The following is a 15,991-nucleotide window of genomic DNA, read 5'->3' on the forward strand; positions in this document are numbered from 1 at the left end:
ATTAAGAAAGAGAATTTCTTGCTTCATCTTAAAGAATGTGAATTTAGATATAATAACAGCAAAGATACGAAGGAGTTCTATCATATTTTATTAAAGATGATAAGAGAGAATCCGCTTAGCTTATCTTGAGCCAAGTAAAATTTGTAAATTTTGGGGAATTAAAATTTGGGGAAAATTTAAGGCGGCGAACCGCCCTAAAATTATTTGATTATTTCGATACTTTTTACGTCGATAGAGGTTTTCATAAAGTCCTTATCGACCTCGCCGTAGATACGCACGGGCGTATTTTCATCGACGGTTACGCCTCTCCAGTCTTTGTGATCGATCTCGACTTCGATAGTGTCGCCGTTTTTATCTACGAACTGGTAGTGCTCAGGGCGAAACTCGGAGACGATCTTGCCCTCAAGCACGACGCGAGCGTCATCCGGTAGCGCTAGGGCTTGTTTTACCGTGCTTGCGCTCAAGGCGCCTTTGCCGACGAAGCCGCTTTGATTTGCTGCGTTTTGCGCGCTTGAACCAGTAAATCCGCCTGCTGCAAACATTGCGCTAGCAAGAGCCGCTGATAAAACTATTTTCTTAAACATTACGTATCCTTTAAAATTTGATGTGATTTTCGTGAAATCATAGTGCGGATTTTAATGATATTTCGTGAATTATTTGTTAATTTGTATTTATGGGAAGCTTAAATTTAGAGCCTGGCTTGAGGCTCTAAATTTAATATTTATAGGCTATTTACGAGAGCTTTGACGTCGGCCACGATAGGCTCGATCGCACGCTCGCCGTTTACGACGTGAAGCAGGCCTTTTTCTTTGTAAAATTTACGTATCGCCTCGATCGGCTCCAGATAAACCTTCATACGGTTGTTGAAAACCTCGTTGTTGTCGTCGGCTCCGCGTGCTCGTCCGAGTACTCTCTCGCGTGCGACGGCTTCGCTAACGTCCACTTCGATCACGCCTTTTAACGCGATCTCGTTTTGCGCGGCTAGCACCTTGTCTAGCTCGGTCATCTGCTCGACGCTGCGCGGGTAGCCGTCGATGATGACGTTTGATTTGTCTGAGCTTTTGATCGCTGAGACGATCGCGTTTACGACGACGTCAAGCGGGACTAGGTTGCCTTTTGAGATGAAACCGTCGATTAGCTTGCCTAGCTCTGAGCCGCTGGCAACCTCTGCGCGTAGCAGATCGCCCGTTGAGAAGTGCGCAAATTTGGCGTCCTCTTGCGCGATTAGCGATGCATCAGTGGTTTTGCCAGAGCCTGGAGCGCCGATGATTAAAAATAGTTTTTTCATAAATTTTCCTTTTGTAGCCTTGTCTTTTGAGTGCTTTTTGTGGAGCTAGTAAAATTTTGGCTCGATGAACTATATGTTCTATCTGCGCCAAAATTTTACGTCGCAACCCCAAAAATCATCTCAAAATACTTCGGCTTCTTTTTGTATCAAATTTTACCAATGCGTAAATCGAAGTATCGTGAGGCGGATTTAAATGTTGTGCAGAAAATTTTGGGCAAGGCTAGACGTATAGTCTGCCGCCGCCTCAAAATTTCAAACTCATTTAAAGACGCTCGCGAGACGATATTTATTTTTCTTTTTCTCGCAGCCTTAACCCTAGCTCCCTTAACTGCTCCGCGCTAGCTTCGCTAGGCGCCTTGGTTAGCGGGCACTGGGCGCGCTGAGTCTTAGGGAAGGCGATGACGTCGCGGATCGAGCTGGTTTTATTTACTAGCATATTTAGCCTATCAAAGCCGATCGCGATACCGCCGTGCGGAGGCGCGCCAAAGCTTAACGCGTCGAGCAAGAAGCCAAATTTCTCGCGTTGCTCGGCCTCGTCGATACCAAGTAGCTTAAACACCTTTTGCTGAACGTCGTTTTTGTGGATTCTCACGCTACCGCCGCCAAGCTCATAGCCGTTAAGCACGACGTCGTGAGCGACCGATAGGATGTCCTCGAGATCAGGCTCGTCGATGTTTTTAGGCATAGTAAACGGATGGTGCATGGCTGAGTAGCTGCCGTCGTCGTTTTGCTCAAACATCGGGAAGTCAAGCACCCATAAAAACTCCATTTTGTTTTGGTCTATGATACCCATTTGCTCGGCGAGGAAAATCCTAAATCGTCCCATGTAGTCAAGTACGACTTTTTTCTTGCCGGCGCCGAAAAATACGACGTCGCCGACTTTTAGCTCGCAGCGAGCTACAATCTCGTCAAGGTCGCTTTGCTCGAAAAATTTGCAAAGCGGTCCTTTTAGCCCGTCCTCTTTCATCTGGAAGTAGCCAAGGCCTTGAGCGCCGAATTTGCGGACGAATTCTTCAAAGCGGTTCATCTCGCGTTTGCTAAAGATATTATCGCCGTTTGGCACTTTTAGCGCTTTGATGCGGTTTTTCTTAGGTTCGGTTGCGATTTTGCTAAAGATTTCATTGCTAGAGCGCGCGAAAATGTCGATAACGTCGATCATCTTTAGATCGTAGCGCAGGTCCGGCTTATCGCTGCCGTAGCTTTCTGTCGCCTCTTTGTAGCTCATGCGGCGGAAAGGGATTTGGATATCGTATCCGCAGGCGGCAAATACGTCTTTTAGCATATTTTCGGCCATATTTAGGATGTCTTCTTGCTCGATGAAGCTCATCTCGATATCTATCTGCGTAAATTCAGGCTGTCTATCTGCGCGCAAGTCCTCGTCTCGGAAGCATTTTGCGATCTGGAAGTATTTATCAAAGCCAGAGCACATCAAAAGCTGTTTAAAAAGCTGCGGGCTTTGCGGCAGGGCGTAAAACTGGCCCGGATATACGCGGCTAGGCACTAGATAGTCTCTGGCGCCCTCCGGCGTCGCACGCGTTAAAATCGGCGTTTCAAACTCGATAAAGCCCATTTTATCTAGGCTGTTTCTAGCCGCGATCGCCGCTTTTGAGCGCATTTTAAAGATATTTTGAAGTTTCTCGTTTCTAAGGTCCAAAAATCTATATTTTAGCCTGATGTCCTCGTTTACGCTCTCGTCGCCGATGACGAAAGGTAGCGTCTCGCTCGGGTTTTCTACTATCACTTCGTTTGCGACTACTTCGATCTCGCCCGTTTTTAGGCGCGGATTTACTAGGCCTTCGCCGCGAGCGCGGACCCTGCCTTTTATCCTTAGGACGTACTCGTCGCGAACGTGCGACGCGGCCTCGTGAGAGCTCTTGCTATCTGCAGGGTCGCAGACGATCTGGATCAGTCCCGTGCGATCGCGCAGGTCTAAAAATATAACGCCGCCGTGGTCGCGGTAGGTATTTACCCAACCGCAAAGCGTAACTTCTTTGCCTATGTCGGCACTGCTTAAATCAGTGCAGTAATGGCTACGCATTTTCACTCCTTTTGCTGTTTTTAACGCGCCCATTATACTAGAAATTTGCTTTTTCCCAGCTTTTTTAAAACAAAATGTGATAAAATCCGCTCTATGAAAAAAGAGAATTTATTACTTCCGGCTAAGGTAAAAAAGGTCGGTCTAGTCGCGAAAATCAATGGAAATTTGGTAAAAAACGCGCGAATCCTGCGCGAGATTTTAGCTAGGTACAGCGTTCAAATTTTGTTTGAAAACGCGCTCGCTAAACATTTAAATTTAAAAGAGGGCTCAAATTTACAAGGATTTGAGGTTTGCGAGCTGGCGCAGGAGTGCGACTTTTTGATTTCGCTGGGAGGCGACGGCACGATCATCTCGCTTTGTAGAAGCGCGGCCGAGATTTCACCCTTCGTACTCGGTATCCACGCGGGTAGGCTTGGATTTTTGACCGATATCACGATGAATGAATGCGAGAAGTTTTTCGCCGAGTTTTTCGAGGGCAAATTTGAGGTCGAGACTCCTTTTATGCTTGACGTTTTTTTGCACAAAAAAAGCGGCGAAATTTTACGCAAAATCGCATTTAACGACGCGGTAATCGTGGGCGAAAAGGTAGGTTCCATGACGCACGTGGAGGCCTTTTGGAACGAAAAATACTTTAACGCGTATTTTGGCGACGGCGTCATAGTCTCTACGCCCGTGGGATCAACCGGATACAACATGAGCGCGGGCGGAGCGATAATATATCCTTTGAGCGAGGTGTTTTTGGTTACGCCCGTTTGCTCGCACTCGCTAACTCAGCGTCCGGTCGTGCTTCCGCGCGGATTTGAGATCAAATTTAAAACCGCGAGCGCGGCGGTGCTGGTTATCGACGGGCAGGAGCGGTACAAAATGGGCGAGCTTGAGAGCGTGAGCATGACGCTAAGCGCGAGCACGGCGCGGCTAATCCGCCACGTCGGGAGAGATTATTTTCAAATTTTAAAAGAAAAGCTGCATTGGGGTTATAATGATTGAGCGGATTTTGATAAAGCAAAATTTGAGTTTTGAAAACGTCGAGTTAAATTTCGGGCGCGGACTTAGCGTATTTACGGGCGTGAGCGGCGCTGGCAAATCGGTCCTGATGGGCTCGATAATGGCTGTTTTAGGGCTAAAAGATAGTGAAGCGAAGCTGATCGAGGCTGACGTCTCGCATAAATTTAACCTTGAGGAATTTGGCTTAGAGAGCGAGGAGATAAATACCTTTAAACTCTTTCGGGACAAAACGACGCGGTACTTTATAAACTCGCAAGCCGTTTCTAAAAAAAATCTAGCCAGCATCGCCAAAGAGCACGTAAAATACCTATCCGCAAAGGAAATAAACGAATTTGAAAACGATAGATTTTTAAATTTGCTAGATACTTTGCAAGCGAAAAAAGACGCTAAATTTAACGAAATTTTGAGCGAATTTAGGCTCAAATTTGACGAATTTAGCCAAATTTCTCGCGAGCTGAAAAAAATAATCGACGAAGAAAAAAGAGTGGAGGAGCTAAAAGAATTTGCTTCTTTTGAAATCAATAAAATAGAAAGCGTGAGCCCGAAAATCGGCGAATTTGACGAGCTAATGGAGCTAAAAAAGCGCCTAAGCAAAAAGGATAAAATTTTAGAAGCGTGGAATAGGGCGGAGCAAATTTTTAATTTCGAGCAATCCGTAGTAGACGCGCTAAACATCAGCGACGTCGATAGCAGCTTTTTTGAAGAGGCGATGAACGAGCTGCGAGTAGCGCGCGAAAATTTAAACATGGACGAGCTAGAAGACGTGGATATCGAGGGCGTGCTAGACCGCATCGAGGCGATAAACTCGCTAGTGCGTCGATACGGCGGCGAGGAGGAGGCTCTGGCGACGCTAAAAACTCGCAAGGCAGAGCTAGCCAGATACGAAAATATAAGCTTTGAAAAAAGCGAGCTGGAGCGTAAATTTAAGCAAAATGAAACCGCGGTAAACGCGCTGGCGGATAAAATCAGCCAAGCTCGCGCGGCAAATTTAAAGGAGCTTGAGTCGCTCATAAATTCGTTTTTAAAAGAGCTTTATATGAGCGAGATCTCATTAAAGATAAATAGTAAAACCCTAGACGCCGCCGGCAGGGACGAGGTAAATTTGAGCCTAAACGAGACGGCGCTAAAAAATCTAAGCTCGGGCGAGCTAAACCGCTTAAGGCTAGCTTTTATCGCAAGTGAAAGTAAGATTACCGGAGGCGGCGAAGGCGTCATAATATTAGATGAAATAGACGCGAATCTAAGCGGAAAAGAGGCGATGAGTATCGCAAACGTGCTGCTAAATTTGGCCAAATTTTATCAGATTTTTGCTATCTCGCACCAGCCGCAGCTAAGCTCTAAGGCCGATTCGCATTTTCTAGTCGAAAAGCGCGGCGAAACCTCGAACGTAAGGGAGCTAAAGGGCGAAGAGCGCGTAAGCGAGCTGGCCCGTATGATAAGCGGCGAACGTATAACCGAGGAGGCGATAAATTTTGCTCGCCAGCTTTTGGTTGTTTAAGTTTGGCTTAAAATTTAGGTTGAAAAAAGAAAAGTAATGGTATATTTGCAAAAATTTTCAAATGGGAATATATGGAAAAAAATAAAATTTTAATAGTAGAAGACAATAAAGCTCTGGCAAAGCTGATCGCTAAAAAGATGGAAGATAATACCGAGATGCAAGTGGACGTCGCTCACAGCTTAGCCGAAGCGCAGGCGTTTCTTACGAAGGCTAAGGATTATTTTATAACTTTGCTCGATTTAAATTTGCCCGATGCTCCAAACGGCGAAGTAGTTGATTTCGTAGCGTCTAAGGGCTTACCGATTATAGTTTTAACGGGTAGTATGGACGATAAGACTAGAGAAACTTTTATGGACAAGGACATCGTGGACTACGTCTATAAGGGAAATATGAGTGACGTAAATTATATATTTCATATGATAGATAGGCTAAAAAACAACAAGCAGTATAAGGTCATGGTAGTAGAAGACGTAATGCAGACTAGAAATGACGTAAAAAAAATATTGCAAAATTTACAGTTTCAAGTATTTACGGCGGCTCACGGTGAAGAGGCGATGAATTATTTTGCCGATAATCCCGATATAAAACTCGTGGTTTGTGATTACGGCATGCCGGTAAAAGACGGTTTGGCGGTTTTAAAAGAGCTAAGGGAACAAAAAGATAAAAACGAACTAGGCGTTATAATGATGACTAGCGCAAACGAAAACGTTAGCGGTGCGGTATTTTTAAAAAACGGAGCTAATGATTTTATCGCTAAGCCGTTTTTAAAAGAAGAGCTTATTTGCCGCGTAAATAATACTATAGAAAATATGGAAAATATCAATAAAATCGCAAATTTCGCCAATAAAGATTTTCTAACCGGATTATTTAATAGAAGGTATTTTTACGACGATATGCAAGAATATTTAGCTAGTTTGGAAGAAAATCCTATGCCTTACGCCGTAGCTGTGATCGACGTAGACGGACTTAAAAATATCAACGATAAATACGGACAATATAGCGGCGATAAAATTTTGAAACTACTGGCTAAAAAATTAATCGACGACACCAAAAGCAGCGATATAGCGGCTAGATTCGGCGGCGGAGAATTTTGCGTTTTATTAAAAAACGTATCGCAAGAAGACGCGGTTAAATTTTTCGTCGGATTAAGAGCTGCAATAGCAGCCAATCCGGTAAATATAAAAAACGAACCGGTTAAAATTTCGGTCTCCATAGGCGTTACTTTCGGTAAAAGCGATTATAACGTCGACGAGATTTTGGAGCTTGCCGACGAGGCTCTTTATAGAGCAAAAGAAAACGGGCGAAATAGGGTAGAAATAGCCTGATGATAATAGACACTCACTGTCATTTGGACGATGAAAGCTTTGATAACGATCTGGTAAAAGTTATCGCAAATGCCCGAGAAAACGGCGTCGGCGGAGTACTAATACCGGGTGCTGATATTAATGATTTACCAAAAGCGGCTAAAATAACCCGCGAATTTGAAAATGTATTTTTTGCCGTCGGAGTTCATCCGTATGACAAGGATGGATTTGACAAGGACGTGCTTTATAAATTTGCAAAAGACGAAAAGTGCGTTGCCGTGGGCGAGTGCGGGCTTGATTACTTCCGCTTGCCTAAAGACGAAAATGAAAAAGAGCTTGAAAAAGCGGAACAAAAGCGCGTATTTAGAGCGCAACTTGATATGGCGGTAGAGCTAAATTTGCCGGTCATTTTGCATATTAGAGATGCAAGCGAAGATAGTTTTAATATCTTAAAAGAGTATGCAAGCAGGCTAGTCGGAGCGGTTTTGCACTGCTATAACGCTTCGCCTTTGCTTTTAGAGCTTGCTAAAATGGGCGAATTTTACTTTGGTATCGGCGGAGTTTTGACGTTTAAGAACGCAAAAAATTTGGCTCAAATTTTACCCCAAATTCCGCGAGATAGGCTACTACTTGAAACAGATGCGCCGTATCTAACGCCTGAGCCTTTTAGGGGGCGCAGAAACGAGCCTGCATTTACGCGATTAGTTGCGACGAAGATGGCTGAGATTTTAAATTTAAAAGAAGAAGAGGTAATGGAAATAACAACAAAAAATGCAAAGAAAATCTTTACGAAATTTAACACGTAATCAAGGAGAAAAATGAAAATCTTTAGAGTAATAATGCTGTGTCTAGCATGTACGGGGTGGCTTTTTGCGACCGCGGCTAGCAACGACGCAGAGCAAACCCAAAAGATGATATTAAAAGAATTTGACATAGATGCTAAATTTTTACAAAGCTCTCACTACGCTTCTATAAAAAATTCCATTAAAGATAGTAAAAGAAAAGAGTTTATAGATACCGTCAAAGGCGGCTATAAACATATCCCGATGCTTCAAAAGATCATAAAAGACTCAGGTATACCGGAGTCGTTTTTGTATCTTGCTATGACGGAGTCCGGTTTTTCAAATCACATAGTTTCTAGCAAAAAAGCCATCGGAATTTGGCAGTTTATGGAGTCTACGGCAAAACTTTATGGTCTTAGAGTGGATAAATACACCGACGAGCGAAAAGACCCGATGGCGGCTACCGTTGCAGCTACAAAATACCTACAGAGTCTAAAAAATGACTTTGGTAAATGGTATCTTGCGATGATGGCTTACAACTGCGGCGACACTAGATTAAGGGAAGGTATTAAAAAAGCCGGAACTACCGATCTGGCAACATTGCTAGACGATAAAAAAAGCTATATTCCAAAAGAAACTAAAAATTTCGTCAAGAAAATTTTAGTCATTGCGCATATAGCAAAAGAGCAGGAAAATTTGCTGGCTAAAACGCAGGCCTTAAGTGGAACGAAAGGCATAGAACTATCAAAGATAGATGTCCCCGGCGGTACAACGCTAATGGAGGTAGGAGACAGCATAGGTCTTAGTCTAAAAAAGATGAAAGAGTACAATATGCATCTAAAATTCGTCTATACTCCACCTACAGAAAAACCTTATTATCTTTATATTCCATTAAACAAAAAGAAAATGTTTAGCGACAATTTCGAAGTAGCGCAAAATAGAAAATTTGAAATTTATACTGCCAAAGAGAACGATACGCTACTAACTATAGCGGAAAAAACCGGCGTAAATCATAAAATCATAAAAGAGTACAACGGACTTGCTTCAAACGAGATCAAGCCTAGTCAAAAGCTAGTTATCCCAAGTGAGCAAAACGTAAACTATCTAGCCGAGTATATGGTAAAAAGCGGCGATACGCTCGGAGAAGTTTCACAGAAATTTGACGTAGCGCTTGAGGATTTAAAAGAAGCCAATACTCTTATGAGCTCAAACAGCTCGATTGGAGCCAAACTTGCCGCAACCGAGTAGGGCTAAATTTATATTTTTTAGTCTATTTTTTGTATTTTTTATGAGCGGCTGTTCGTTCTTGACCTCGCCTTCCGGCGGGATTACCGCTAGCGGCGGCTCAAAAAAGAGCGGCAAAATAAACAGTTCAAAAGGTGTGCATGAAGCAACCATGCGCCCGTATACCATAAACGGAAAAACCTATTATCCGACCGTAGTCAAGGTCGGTGATAGGGCTAGCGGTATAGCCAGCTGGTACGGTCCGGATTTTCACGGTAAAAAGACGTCAAACGGTGAGACTTACGATATGCATGCTATGACGGCGGCGCATAAGACTCTGCCGATGAACACTATGGTGCGCGTGACGAATATAAAAAACGGTAAAAACATCATCGTGCGTATAAACGACCGAGGCCCTTTCGTGGCAGGTCGCGTGATAGATTTGTCAAAAACCGGCGCGGTTAAGCTTGATGTATTTAACGCCGGCACGGCCCCCGTTTTACTAGAGGTCGTTGGCTTTAACGGCAACGTCGGCGGAGCTGTTGTAGCATCCTCTCAGCCTAGCTCAAAACAACCTAGCGGCTCGCAAAAAACGAGCACTCAAACTAAAGCGCAACCACAACAACAGTCTTTTGTCGGCGGTATTTTTATGGTACAAATCGGCGCATTTAAAAATTTAAGTGGCGCAAACGCTCATAAACGGCAGCACGCTGGACAATACGGAAACGGTGCCTATGATACAGTTATAAAGTCGTATGATCTTGACGGCGGTAAAATTTACAGGGTATTTATAAGCGGCTTTAGAAGCGAAGAAGAAGCAAAAGACTTCATAAGCGCAGGGCATATCTCGGGCGCATTTTTCGTGAGGGAATAAGATGCAAAGAAAGACAAAAGAGACGGATATCAGCCTAGAGCTTGAAATTTACGGCAGTGGCAAATCCGAGATAAGCACTGGCATAGGATTTTTTGACCACATGCTTGAGGCCTTTTGCAAGCATGCGCTTTTTGATATGAAGCTTGTCTGCAAGGGTGATTTGCATGTAGATTTTCATCATAGCGTAGAGGACGTGGGTATAGTTATCGGATTGGCTTTGCGCGAGCAAATTTATCCGCTTAGCGGCGTGGAGAGATTTGGCGAGGCGACGGTGGTGATGGACGAGGCGGCGGTAAACTGCGCTCTTGATCTTTCAAATCGCCCATTTTTGGTATATGAAAGTATAAACGAGGGCAAAGTCGGCGAATTTGACGTAGAGCTGGCGAACGAATTTTTCCAAGCCCTAGCATTTAATGCCGCTATCACCTTGCATATCGCTAAAATCCGCGGACGAAACTCTCATCATATTTTGGAGGCTAGCTTTAAAGCCTGCGCCGTCGCGCTAAGAAGAGCTCTGGCTAAAAACTCCAGAGTCGGCGTACCTAGCACGAAAGGCGTTCTATGATAGAGATTATATTTTTAGACGTCGACGGCTGTCTAACCGACGGCAAGATCGTTTATAGCCCAAACGGCGACGAGCTTAAATTTTTTGACGTTAAGGATGGATACGCTATCGAGAGCTGGCTAAAGCTCGGTAAAAAAGTCGCGATCATCACTGGCAGAAGCTCGCCTATCGTCGAAAAAAGGGCGCAGGATCTAAAGATAACGCATGTCTATCAAGGCGTTAGCGATAAGCTTAAAGTCGCAAAAAAGATACTAGAATTTGAAGAGCTGGAGTTTGAAAACGCTGCGGCTATAGGCGACGATTACAACGACTACAAGCTACTAAAAAGCGTCGGATGGAGCTTTAAACCGAAAAATGCGATCAAAGAGCTTGAAGTAAGAACGAGGCTCAACTACAAAGGCGGCAACGGCGCGGTGCGCGAGATGATAGAGATACTTATCCGCAGCGAGGGCTTAATGCAAGAGTGGGCTAAGCGTTGGTTATAAGGATTTTTTACCTAGTCGTCAGCGTTTTTAGCGTGGCGATGGTTTATTTGGCGATTGAGGAGCCTTACTATAGCGAGCTATTAAAGGGTGGCGAAGTGACTACAAACATGCAGATGAACGCAGTCACTGACTACGAGATGAATGCTACTGTAGTAAATGCTAGATATGAAGCCGATACGTGGAATAGATACTCCGAATTTGACGAATTTATCAAATTTAGAGCGGAAATTTTTAAAGATAACAAAGAGCATAACGTGAGCTCCGATAAAGCGTTTTATAACGGCGGTCGAATTATACTTAAGGGTAACGCGCGCTATGTAAATAATGAAAATTTGACCTTTTTATCAGACGAGGTCATTTATAGTACCGCCACTAAAGTAGCTACTACGCAAACGCCTTTTACGCTAACGAAGAACGAAGATAAAATAGTCGGCAAAGCCTTGGTTTACGACTTTGAGTTAAAAAAAGCTTATATCAAAAAGGCCTTTGCTTTGATAGAGCAAGATAGAAAAAGATAGGACGGAAAATGATAAATTTTGGTTTTAAAAAAGTGGCTTTAGTTTTGGCGCTTAGCGCTTTACCGCTTTTAGCAGAGCAGGTGGAGATCACAGCGGACGAGTTTTATGCTGACGAAGGCAAACAAATAAGCGAATTTAAAGGCAATGTAAATATTAAAAAAGGCAAGGATACGCTCACTGCAAATTTGGTAGTGATATATTTCGACAAAAAGCGAAATCCGCTAAAATACGTCGCTTCCGGCAACGCCAAATTTAGAGTATTTATCAAAAATAAAACATACGACGGTAGCGGTAGCGAGCTTGTTTACGAGCCTGCGCCAAATTTATATACGATAAACGGCAACGGCTTTTTGCACGAGATAGAGACCGATAAAAAAGTCTACGGCGAAAAGATCACGGTCAATCAAAATAGCGGCACGTATAACGTAAATAGCGGCAAAAAAGAGCCGGTTAAATTTATATTCCAGGTCGAGGATAAAAAGTGATCCGCGTTTTAAACGCAAAATTTCTTATCTCGGCGCCCGACATCTCGCTAGCTCCGCCTGCAAACTCTAGCGAAGTGGCGTTTCTAGGGCGCTCAAACGTGGGCAAAAGTAGCCTCATAAACACTCTCGTAAACCAAAAAAGCCTAGCCAAGAGCAGCTCGACACCGGGCAAAACGCGCCTCATAAATTTTTTCGAGGTCGAGTATGCGCGTGGCGTCAAAAACAAGCAAGGCGAGCCAAGCGAGGAGAGGGCAAATTTGACTTTTGTCGATCTGCCTGGCTTTGGATACGCCAAAGTTGCCAAAAGTATGCATGCGCAGTGGAGAAAAAACCTCGACGAGTACCTAAAATTTAGAGCCAACATCAAGCTTTTCGTGCATCTCATCGACTCGCGCCAGTTTGATATGCAAATCGATAGGGACGTAAACGACTATTTGCAAAGCTTCCTGCGCCCCGATCAAAAAATTTTAAATTTCCTCACAAAATCAGACAAGCTAAATCAAAGCCAAAAAAGCGCGGTTTTAAAGGTCTATCCGGGCGCGCATTTCGTTTCGGCGCTTAAAAAAATAGGCGTAGAAAAGGCAAACGAGCTTATATATCTAAACGCGCTGGGGCTGTAATGAAATCAAAAAGCCACAGGCAAATTTTGGCATTTTTACCATCAAATTTTCTAACTAAATTTACAAATTTAAGCGCCGCCAAAGCCAAATTTATAAATTTAGCTAAAAACATATAACAATGCAAACGAGTGCGGCAATGCGAAGATTGGGCGCAGAGAAGCGATTTTTAAAGCAGCTTGCTTGGGTTGCTTTTCTCATTTTTTATCAGAGCATAACGACCGTATTTGCGTATCTGCCGCCTCTTATCGGGATATTTTTTACCTACATGATCATGCTAACCTTGCAGAAACAAAAGACTCTCAAAGAGTTTGGCAAGGAGTGGTATTTTTGTCTATTTTACCTTACCTTTGCCGAGCAGGCGCACGGGTTTGCGCTGTTTTCAGCGGTGATCGCGTTTATGCTTTTTTATCATTTTATGTCCGACTGGCTCATCGTTACGCTAAAATCAAGAGAGCTTTTGGCGGCGGGATTCGTCGCTAGCGGCTACGTTTGGACCTGCGCGACCAGCTCTTTTATCTCATACGCGGCAAATTTGCCTATGTTAAAATTTGACTACGAGTACCTAATCTACGTCGGCGTGGAGTCTGTTTTGGCGGTGATTTTGTTTAGGGGGCGCTTATGAGGATGCGCATAGTGTTTGGCATCATATTTAGCGTCTGGGTGCTTTTGCTGGTGCGCGTTTATTACCTTAGCGTCAAATCAAACGACTTTTACGAAGAGATCGCCGAGCAAAATGCGGTAAAAACGCAATACCTAGCTCCCGTCAGGGGGCTGATTTTAGACGCCAAAGGTCGTCCGATGGCGGTAAATCGCCTCGGTTTTTCCGTCGCGTTAAAGCCGCATCTAAGCGGCAAGAGGGCGGAGATTTTAGATGCCGAGCTTGCAAATTTGCAAAATTTATTCGAGGATTTAAACGTCACGAAGCTAAAGCGCGAATACATCAAGGCCGACTCGCCTTATAACCAAGATTTCATTCAGATTATCGATTTTATGGACTACGATAAGATGATACCGAGCATCGCCGAACTATCGCTACGAGAAAATTTGGAGGTCAAACCGGCATCCAAGCGCCACTATCCCTACAATAACCTAGCCTCTCACATCATCGGCTACGTCGGCCGCGCAAATCAGCAAGACGTCGAGTCCGATCCCGTCGCAAAGCTAACCAATCACACGGGCAGAAGCGGCACGGAGCGCTTTTATAACTCCGTCTTGCAGGGTCAAGAGGGCGTGCGAAAGATAAAAGTAAACGCGCTAAATCAGGAGGTCGAGGAGATATCCGTGAGCTACCCGCAAAGCTCGGATATATCGCTTACGATCGACCTTGAGATGCAAAAATACATCGAGGAAATTTTCGGCGATAACGCGGGCGTCATCATCGTGATGGACGTGAGAGACGGCTCGATACTGGCTGCGGGCAGCTTTCCAGAGTATGATTTAAATCCGTTTGTTACGGGGTTATCGCAGGCTAAATGGGACGAGCTTGTTAAAAGTATCGATCATCCATTCACAAACAAGCTCGTAAACGGCCTTTATCCGCCGGGTTCGGTTATAAAGATGGGCGTGGCGATGGCGTTTTTAGATACTGGCAAGATGAGTCGCTCCGATGGGTATTTTTGCTCGGGCTCGTTTGAGCTTGGAGGGCGAAATTTCCGTTGCTGGAACGTCTACGGACACGGTTTTATGGATATGAACTCGGCCATCCGCGAGAGCTGCGACGATTATTTTTATAAAGGCAGCTTAAAGGTCGGTATCGACGCTATAACCCCGGTTTTAGAGCGGCTAGGTTTTGGGCAAAAAAGTGGGGTGGATCTGCCTAACGAATTTGTCGGTATCGTGCCTGGACGCGAGTGGAAGATGCAAAAATACGCTCAGCCGTGGTATCAGGGCGAGACGCTGATCACCTCGATCGGACAGGGCAACTTCCTCGTGACGCCGATGCAGGTGGTGCGCTATACGGGTATCCTGGCGACGGGGAAAAATATCGTCCCGCATTTTTTACGTAGCGTAAACGGCGAGGAGGTTAAATTTGAGCCTACCGATGATATCCTCACGCCGTTTGAGAAAAAGCAGTTGCCGTATGTCCAAAAGGCGATGTATGAGGTCGTAAATCATAAAAAAGGTACCGCGCATAAATATTTTAAAGAGGCAAAACTCACGCTAGCGGCAAAAACGGGTACCGCGCAGGTCGTGGGTATCTCGCAGGCCGAAAAAAAGCGTATGAAAGAAGAGGACATGGAGTATCTGCGCCGCTCGCATGCGTGGGTCACGACTTATGGACCGTACGAGGAGCCTAGATATGCCGTTACCGTTATCATCGAGCACGGCGGACACGGCGGTCTGGCTGCCGGACCTCTAACGGCTAAAATCTTTAATAAGCTACTAGAAATGGGCTACATCGATCAAAAATACGAAATCACCTCGCTGGCAGATACCGAGGCTGTACAAAAGAAGAAAAATTAAAATTCCGCGTTTAAATTCGGTGTTAAATGACGTCAAATTTGATCAAATTTCTAAAATTCTAGCGGATTAGTCGCGAAGTAAAATTTGAGTTAATTTACAAAACCGGCAAGCCGAATTTATCCCTCAAACATCTCCGAAAGCTCGCTTGTAGCGATATTTACGATTTTATTATTTGCATCTAGTTCGATCAAATTTTGGGTTTTAAATTTCGCCAAGATCCTTGAAAAGGTCTCTGGAGTGATGTTTAGGATGGAGGCTATTTTGATGTGTTTTAGCTCGTTAAAAAGATCGGCGTGATTAACGAGAAAGCTTGCGACCTTGGCTTCGGAGTTTAGCACGAGCTCTTGATGTATCAGCTCGCTTGCGATTTTTAGCTTTTGCGAGAGCGATTTTATGATTTGCAGCGATACGCGTGGGTTTGATAAAAACTCGGCGTAAAATTTATCGTAGTCGATTTTTAGTACCTCGCCGCCTGTTAAAAATATCGCCGTCGCCGGAAATTTGATATTTTCAAAGTTGGCAAGCTCGGCTACGAAGCTAATCCCGTTAAACTGATGCATAAAAATCTCTTTGCCTTTTGGGCCTATTTTATAGAGCTTGAGAGAGCCTTTTATGAGGAGGTGGAGCCACTTTGACTCCTCGCCCTCCATAAATAAAAACTCGCCCTTTTTATATTTTTTTAGGATGCTGATATCTTCTAGCCTTTTTAGCTCGGCCTCATTTAGCCCCTGAAAAAACGGGATTTGCTCTAGCATTTGCGCTCTTATTTATTTTTTAAAAGATCTCTGATTTCGGTTAGAAGCGCTATATCCTCAGGCACCGGCGCAGGCTCCTCGGCTTTT

The 15,991-nt window shown here is 44.3% G+C and carries 17 protein-coding genes and 1 pseudogene; 14 read left to right on the top strand and 4 right to left on the bottom strand.

Features of this window, described 5'->3' with window-relative positions:
- Positions 1 to 129, top strand: a pseudogene (locus tag Q0314_RS09890) (IS1595 family transposase); the annotation flags it as partial.
- A 71-nt stretch (positions 130 to 200) separates the two neighbouring features.
- On the opposite strand, the gene Q0314_RS09895 reads toward Q0314_RS09890, so the two are convergent.
- From Q0314_RS09895 to aspS, 3 genes are all read right to left on the bottom strand, one after another.
- Complete coding sequence (locus Q0314_RS09895) at positions 201 to 584, bottom strand: NirD/YgiW/YdeI family stress tolerance protein (RefSeq protein WP_298058634.1); 384 nt, start codon at positions 582 to 584, stop codon at positions 201 to 203.
- A 137-nt stretch (positions 585 to 721) separates the two neighbouring features.
- Positions 722 to 1,288, bottom strand: a complete 567-nt coding sequence (locus Q0314_RS09900; protein ID WP_298058635.1) for an adenylate kinase — start codon at positions 1,286 to 1,288, stop codon at positions 722 to 724.
- 286 nt (positions 1,289 to 1,574) lie between these two features.
- On the bottom strand, positions 1,575 to 3,326 hold the full coding sequence (gene aspS, locus Q0314_RS09905) for an aspartate--tRNA ligase (protein ID WP_298058637.1): 1,752 nt from the start codon (positions 3,324 to 3,326) through the stop codon (positions 1,575 to 1,577).
- Between the two features lie 93 nt (positions 3,327 to 3,419).
- Between aspS and Q0314_RS09910 the strand changes: the two genes are divergently transcribed.
- From Q0314_RS09910 to mrdA, 13 genes are all read left to right on the top strand, one after another.
- Positions 3,420 to 4,313, top strand: coding sequence for an NAD(+) kinase (locus tag Q0314_RS09910; RefSeq protein WP_298058639.1), 894 nt, complete (start codon positions 3,420 to 3,422; stop codon positions 4,311 to 4,313).
- The gene (locus tag Q0314_RS09915) at positions 4,306 to 5,829 is read left to right on the top strand and encodes an AAA family ATPase (protein WP_298058640.1); all 1,524 of its coding nucleotides are present in this window, start codon (positions 4,306 to 4,308) and stop codon (positions 5,827 to 5,829) included. Before Q0314_RS09910 ends, Q0314_RS09915 begins: the two co-directional genes overlap by 8 nt.
- A gap of 71 nt (positions 5,830 to 5,900) precedes the next feature.
- Positions 5,901 to 7,154 carry a diguanylate cyclase gene (locus Q0314_RS09920; RefSeq protein WP_298058641.1) on the top strand — a complete coding sequence of 418 codons (1,254 nt, stop codon included), beginning with the start codon at positions 5,901 to 5,903 and terminating at the stop codon, positions 7,152 to 7,154.
- Positions 7,154 to 7,939, top strand: coding sequence for a TatD family hydrolase (locus Q0314_RS09925; protein ID WP_298058642.1), 786 nt, complete (start codon positions 7,154 to 7,156; stop codon positions 7,937 to 7,939). The genes Q0314_RS09920 and Q0314_RS09925 overlap by 1 nt, the downstream gene beginning before the upstream one ends.
- Positions 7,940 to 7,951: 12 nt before the next feature.
- The gene (locus Q0314_RS09930; RefSeq protein ID WP_298058644.1) at positions 7,952 to 9,163 is read left to right on the top strand and encodes a lytic transglycosylase domain-containing protein; all 1,212 of its coding nucleotides are present in this window, start codon (positions 7,952 to 7,954) and stop codon (positions 9,161 to 9,163) included.
- 40 nt (positions 9,164 to 9,203) lie between these two features.
- Positions 9,204 to 10,013, top strand: a complete 810-nt coding sequence (locus Q0314_RS09935; protein WP_039895230.1) for a septal ring lytic transglycosylase RlpA family protein — start codon at positions 9,204 to 9,206, stop codon at positions 10,011 to 10,013.
- 1 nt (position 10,014) lies between these two features.
- The gene (hisB, locus tag Q0314_RS09940; RefSeq protein ID WP_298058646.1) at positions 10,015 to 10,578 is read left to right on the top strand and encodes an imidazoleglycerol-phosphate dehydratase HisB; all 564 of its coding nucleotides are present in this window, start codon (positions 10,015 to 10,017) and stop codon (positions 10,576 to 10,578) included.
- Positions 10,575 to 11,063: an HAD hydrolase family protein gene (locus tag Q0314_RS09945; protein WP_298058647.1), complete on the top strand. Its 489-nt coding sequence runs from the start codon at positions 10,575 to 10,577 to the stop codon at positions 11,061 to 11,063. The genes hisB and Q0314_RS09945 overlap by 4 nt, the downstream gene beginning before the upstream one ends.
- The gene (gene lptC, locus Q0314_RS09950; RefSeq protein WP_002948498.1) at positions 11,054 to 11,581 is read left to right on the top strand and encodes an LPS export ABC transporter periplasmic protein LptC; all 528 of its coding nucleotides are present in this window, start codon (positions 11,054 to 11,056) and stop codon (positions 11,579 to 11,581) included. The genes Q0314_RS09945 and lptC overlap by 10 nt, the downstream gene beginning before the upstream one ends.
- 8 nt (positions 11,582 to 11,589) lie before the next feature.
- Positions 11,590 to 12,066, top strand: coding sequence for a lipopolysaccharide transport periplasmic protein LptA (gene lptA, locus Q0314_RS09955; protein WP_002948510.1), 477 nt, complete (start codon positions 11,590 to 11,592; stop codon positions 12,064 to 12,066).
- Complete coding sequence (gene yihA / locus Q0314_RS09960) at positions 12,063 to 12,686, top strand: ribosome biogenesis GTP-binding protein YihA/YsxC (protein WP_298058648.1); 624 nt, start codon at positions 12,063 to 12,065, stop codon at positions 12,684 to 12,686. The genes lptA and yihA overlap by 4 nt, the downstream gene beginning before the upstream one ends.
- A 136-nt stretch (positions 12,687 to 12,822) precedes the next feature.
- A complete protein-coding gene (locus Q0314_RS09965) occupies positions 12,823 to 13,308 on the top strand; it encodes a hypothetical protein (protein ID WP_298058649.1) in 486 nt (161 codons plus the stop codon).
- Entirely contained in the window at positions 13,305 to 15,149 is a 1,845-nt protein-coding gene (gene mrdA, locus Q0314_RS09970; protein WP_298058650.1) for a penicillin-binding protein 2, read from the top strand. Before Q0314_RS09965 ends, mrdA begins: the two co-directional genes overlap by 4 nt.
- Positions 15,150 to 15,265: 116 nt before the next feature.
- On the opposite strand, the gene Q0314_RS09975 is transcribed toward mrdA, so the two are convergent.
- Positions 15,266 to 15,904 (bottom strand): Crp/Fnr family transcriptional regulator, encoded by a 639-nt coding sequence (locus Q0314_RS09975; protein ID WP_122874191.1) that lies wholly within the window; start codon positions 15,902 to 15,904, stop codon positions 15,266 to 15,268.
- Positions 15,905 to 15,991: the final 87 nt, after the last annotated feature.

The sequence above is a fragment of the uncultured Campylobacter sp. genome (assembly GCF_938040115.1).
Lineage (GTDB): Bacteria > Campylobacterota > Campylobacteria > Campylobacterales > Campylobacteraceae > Campylobacter_A.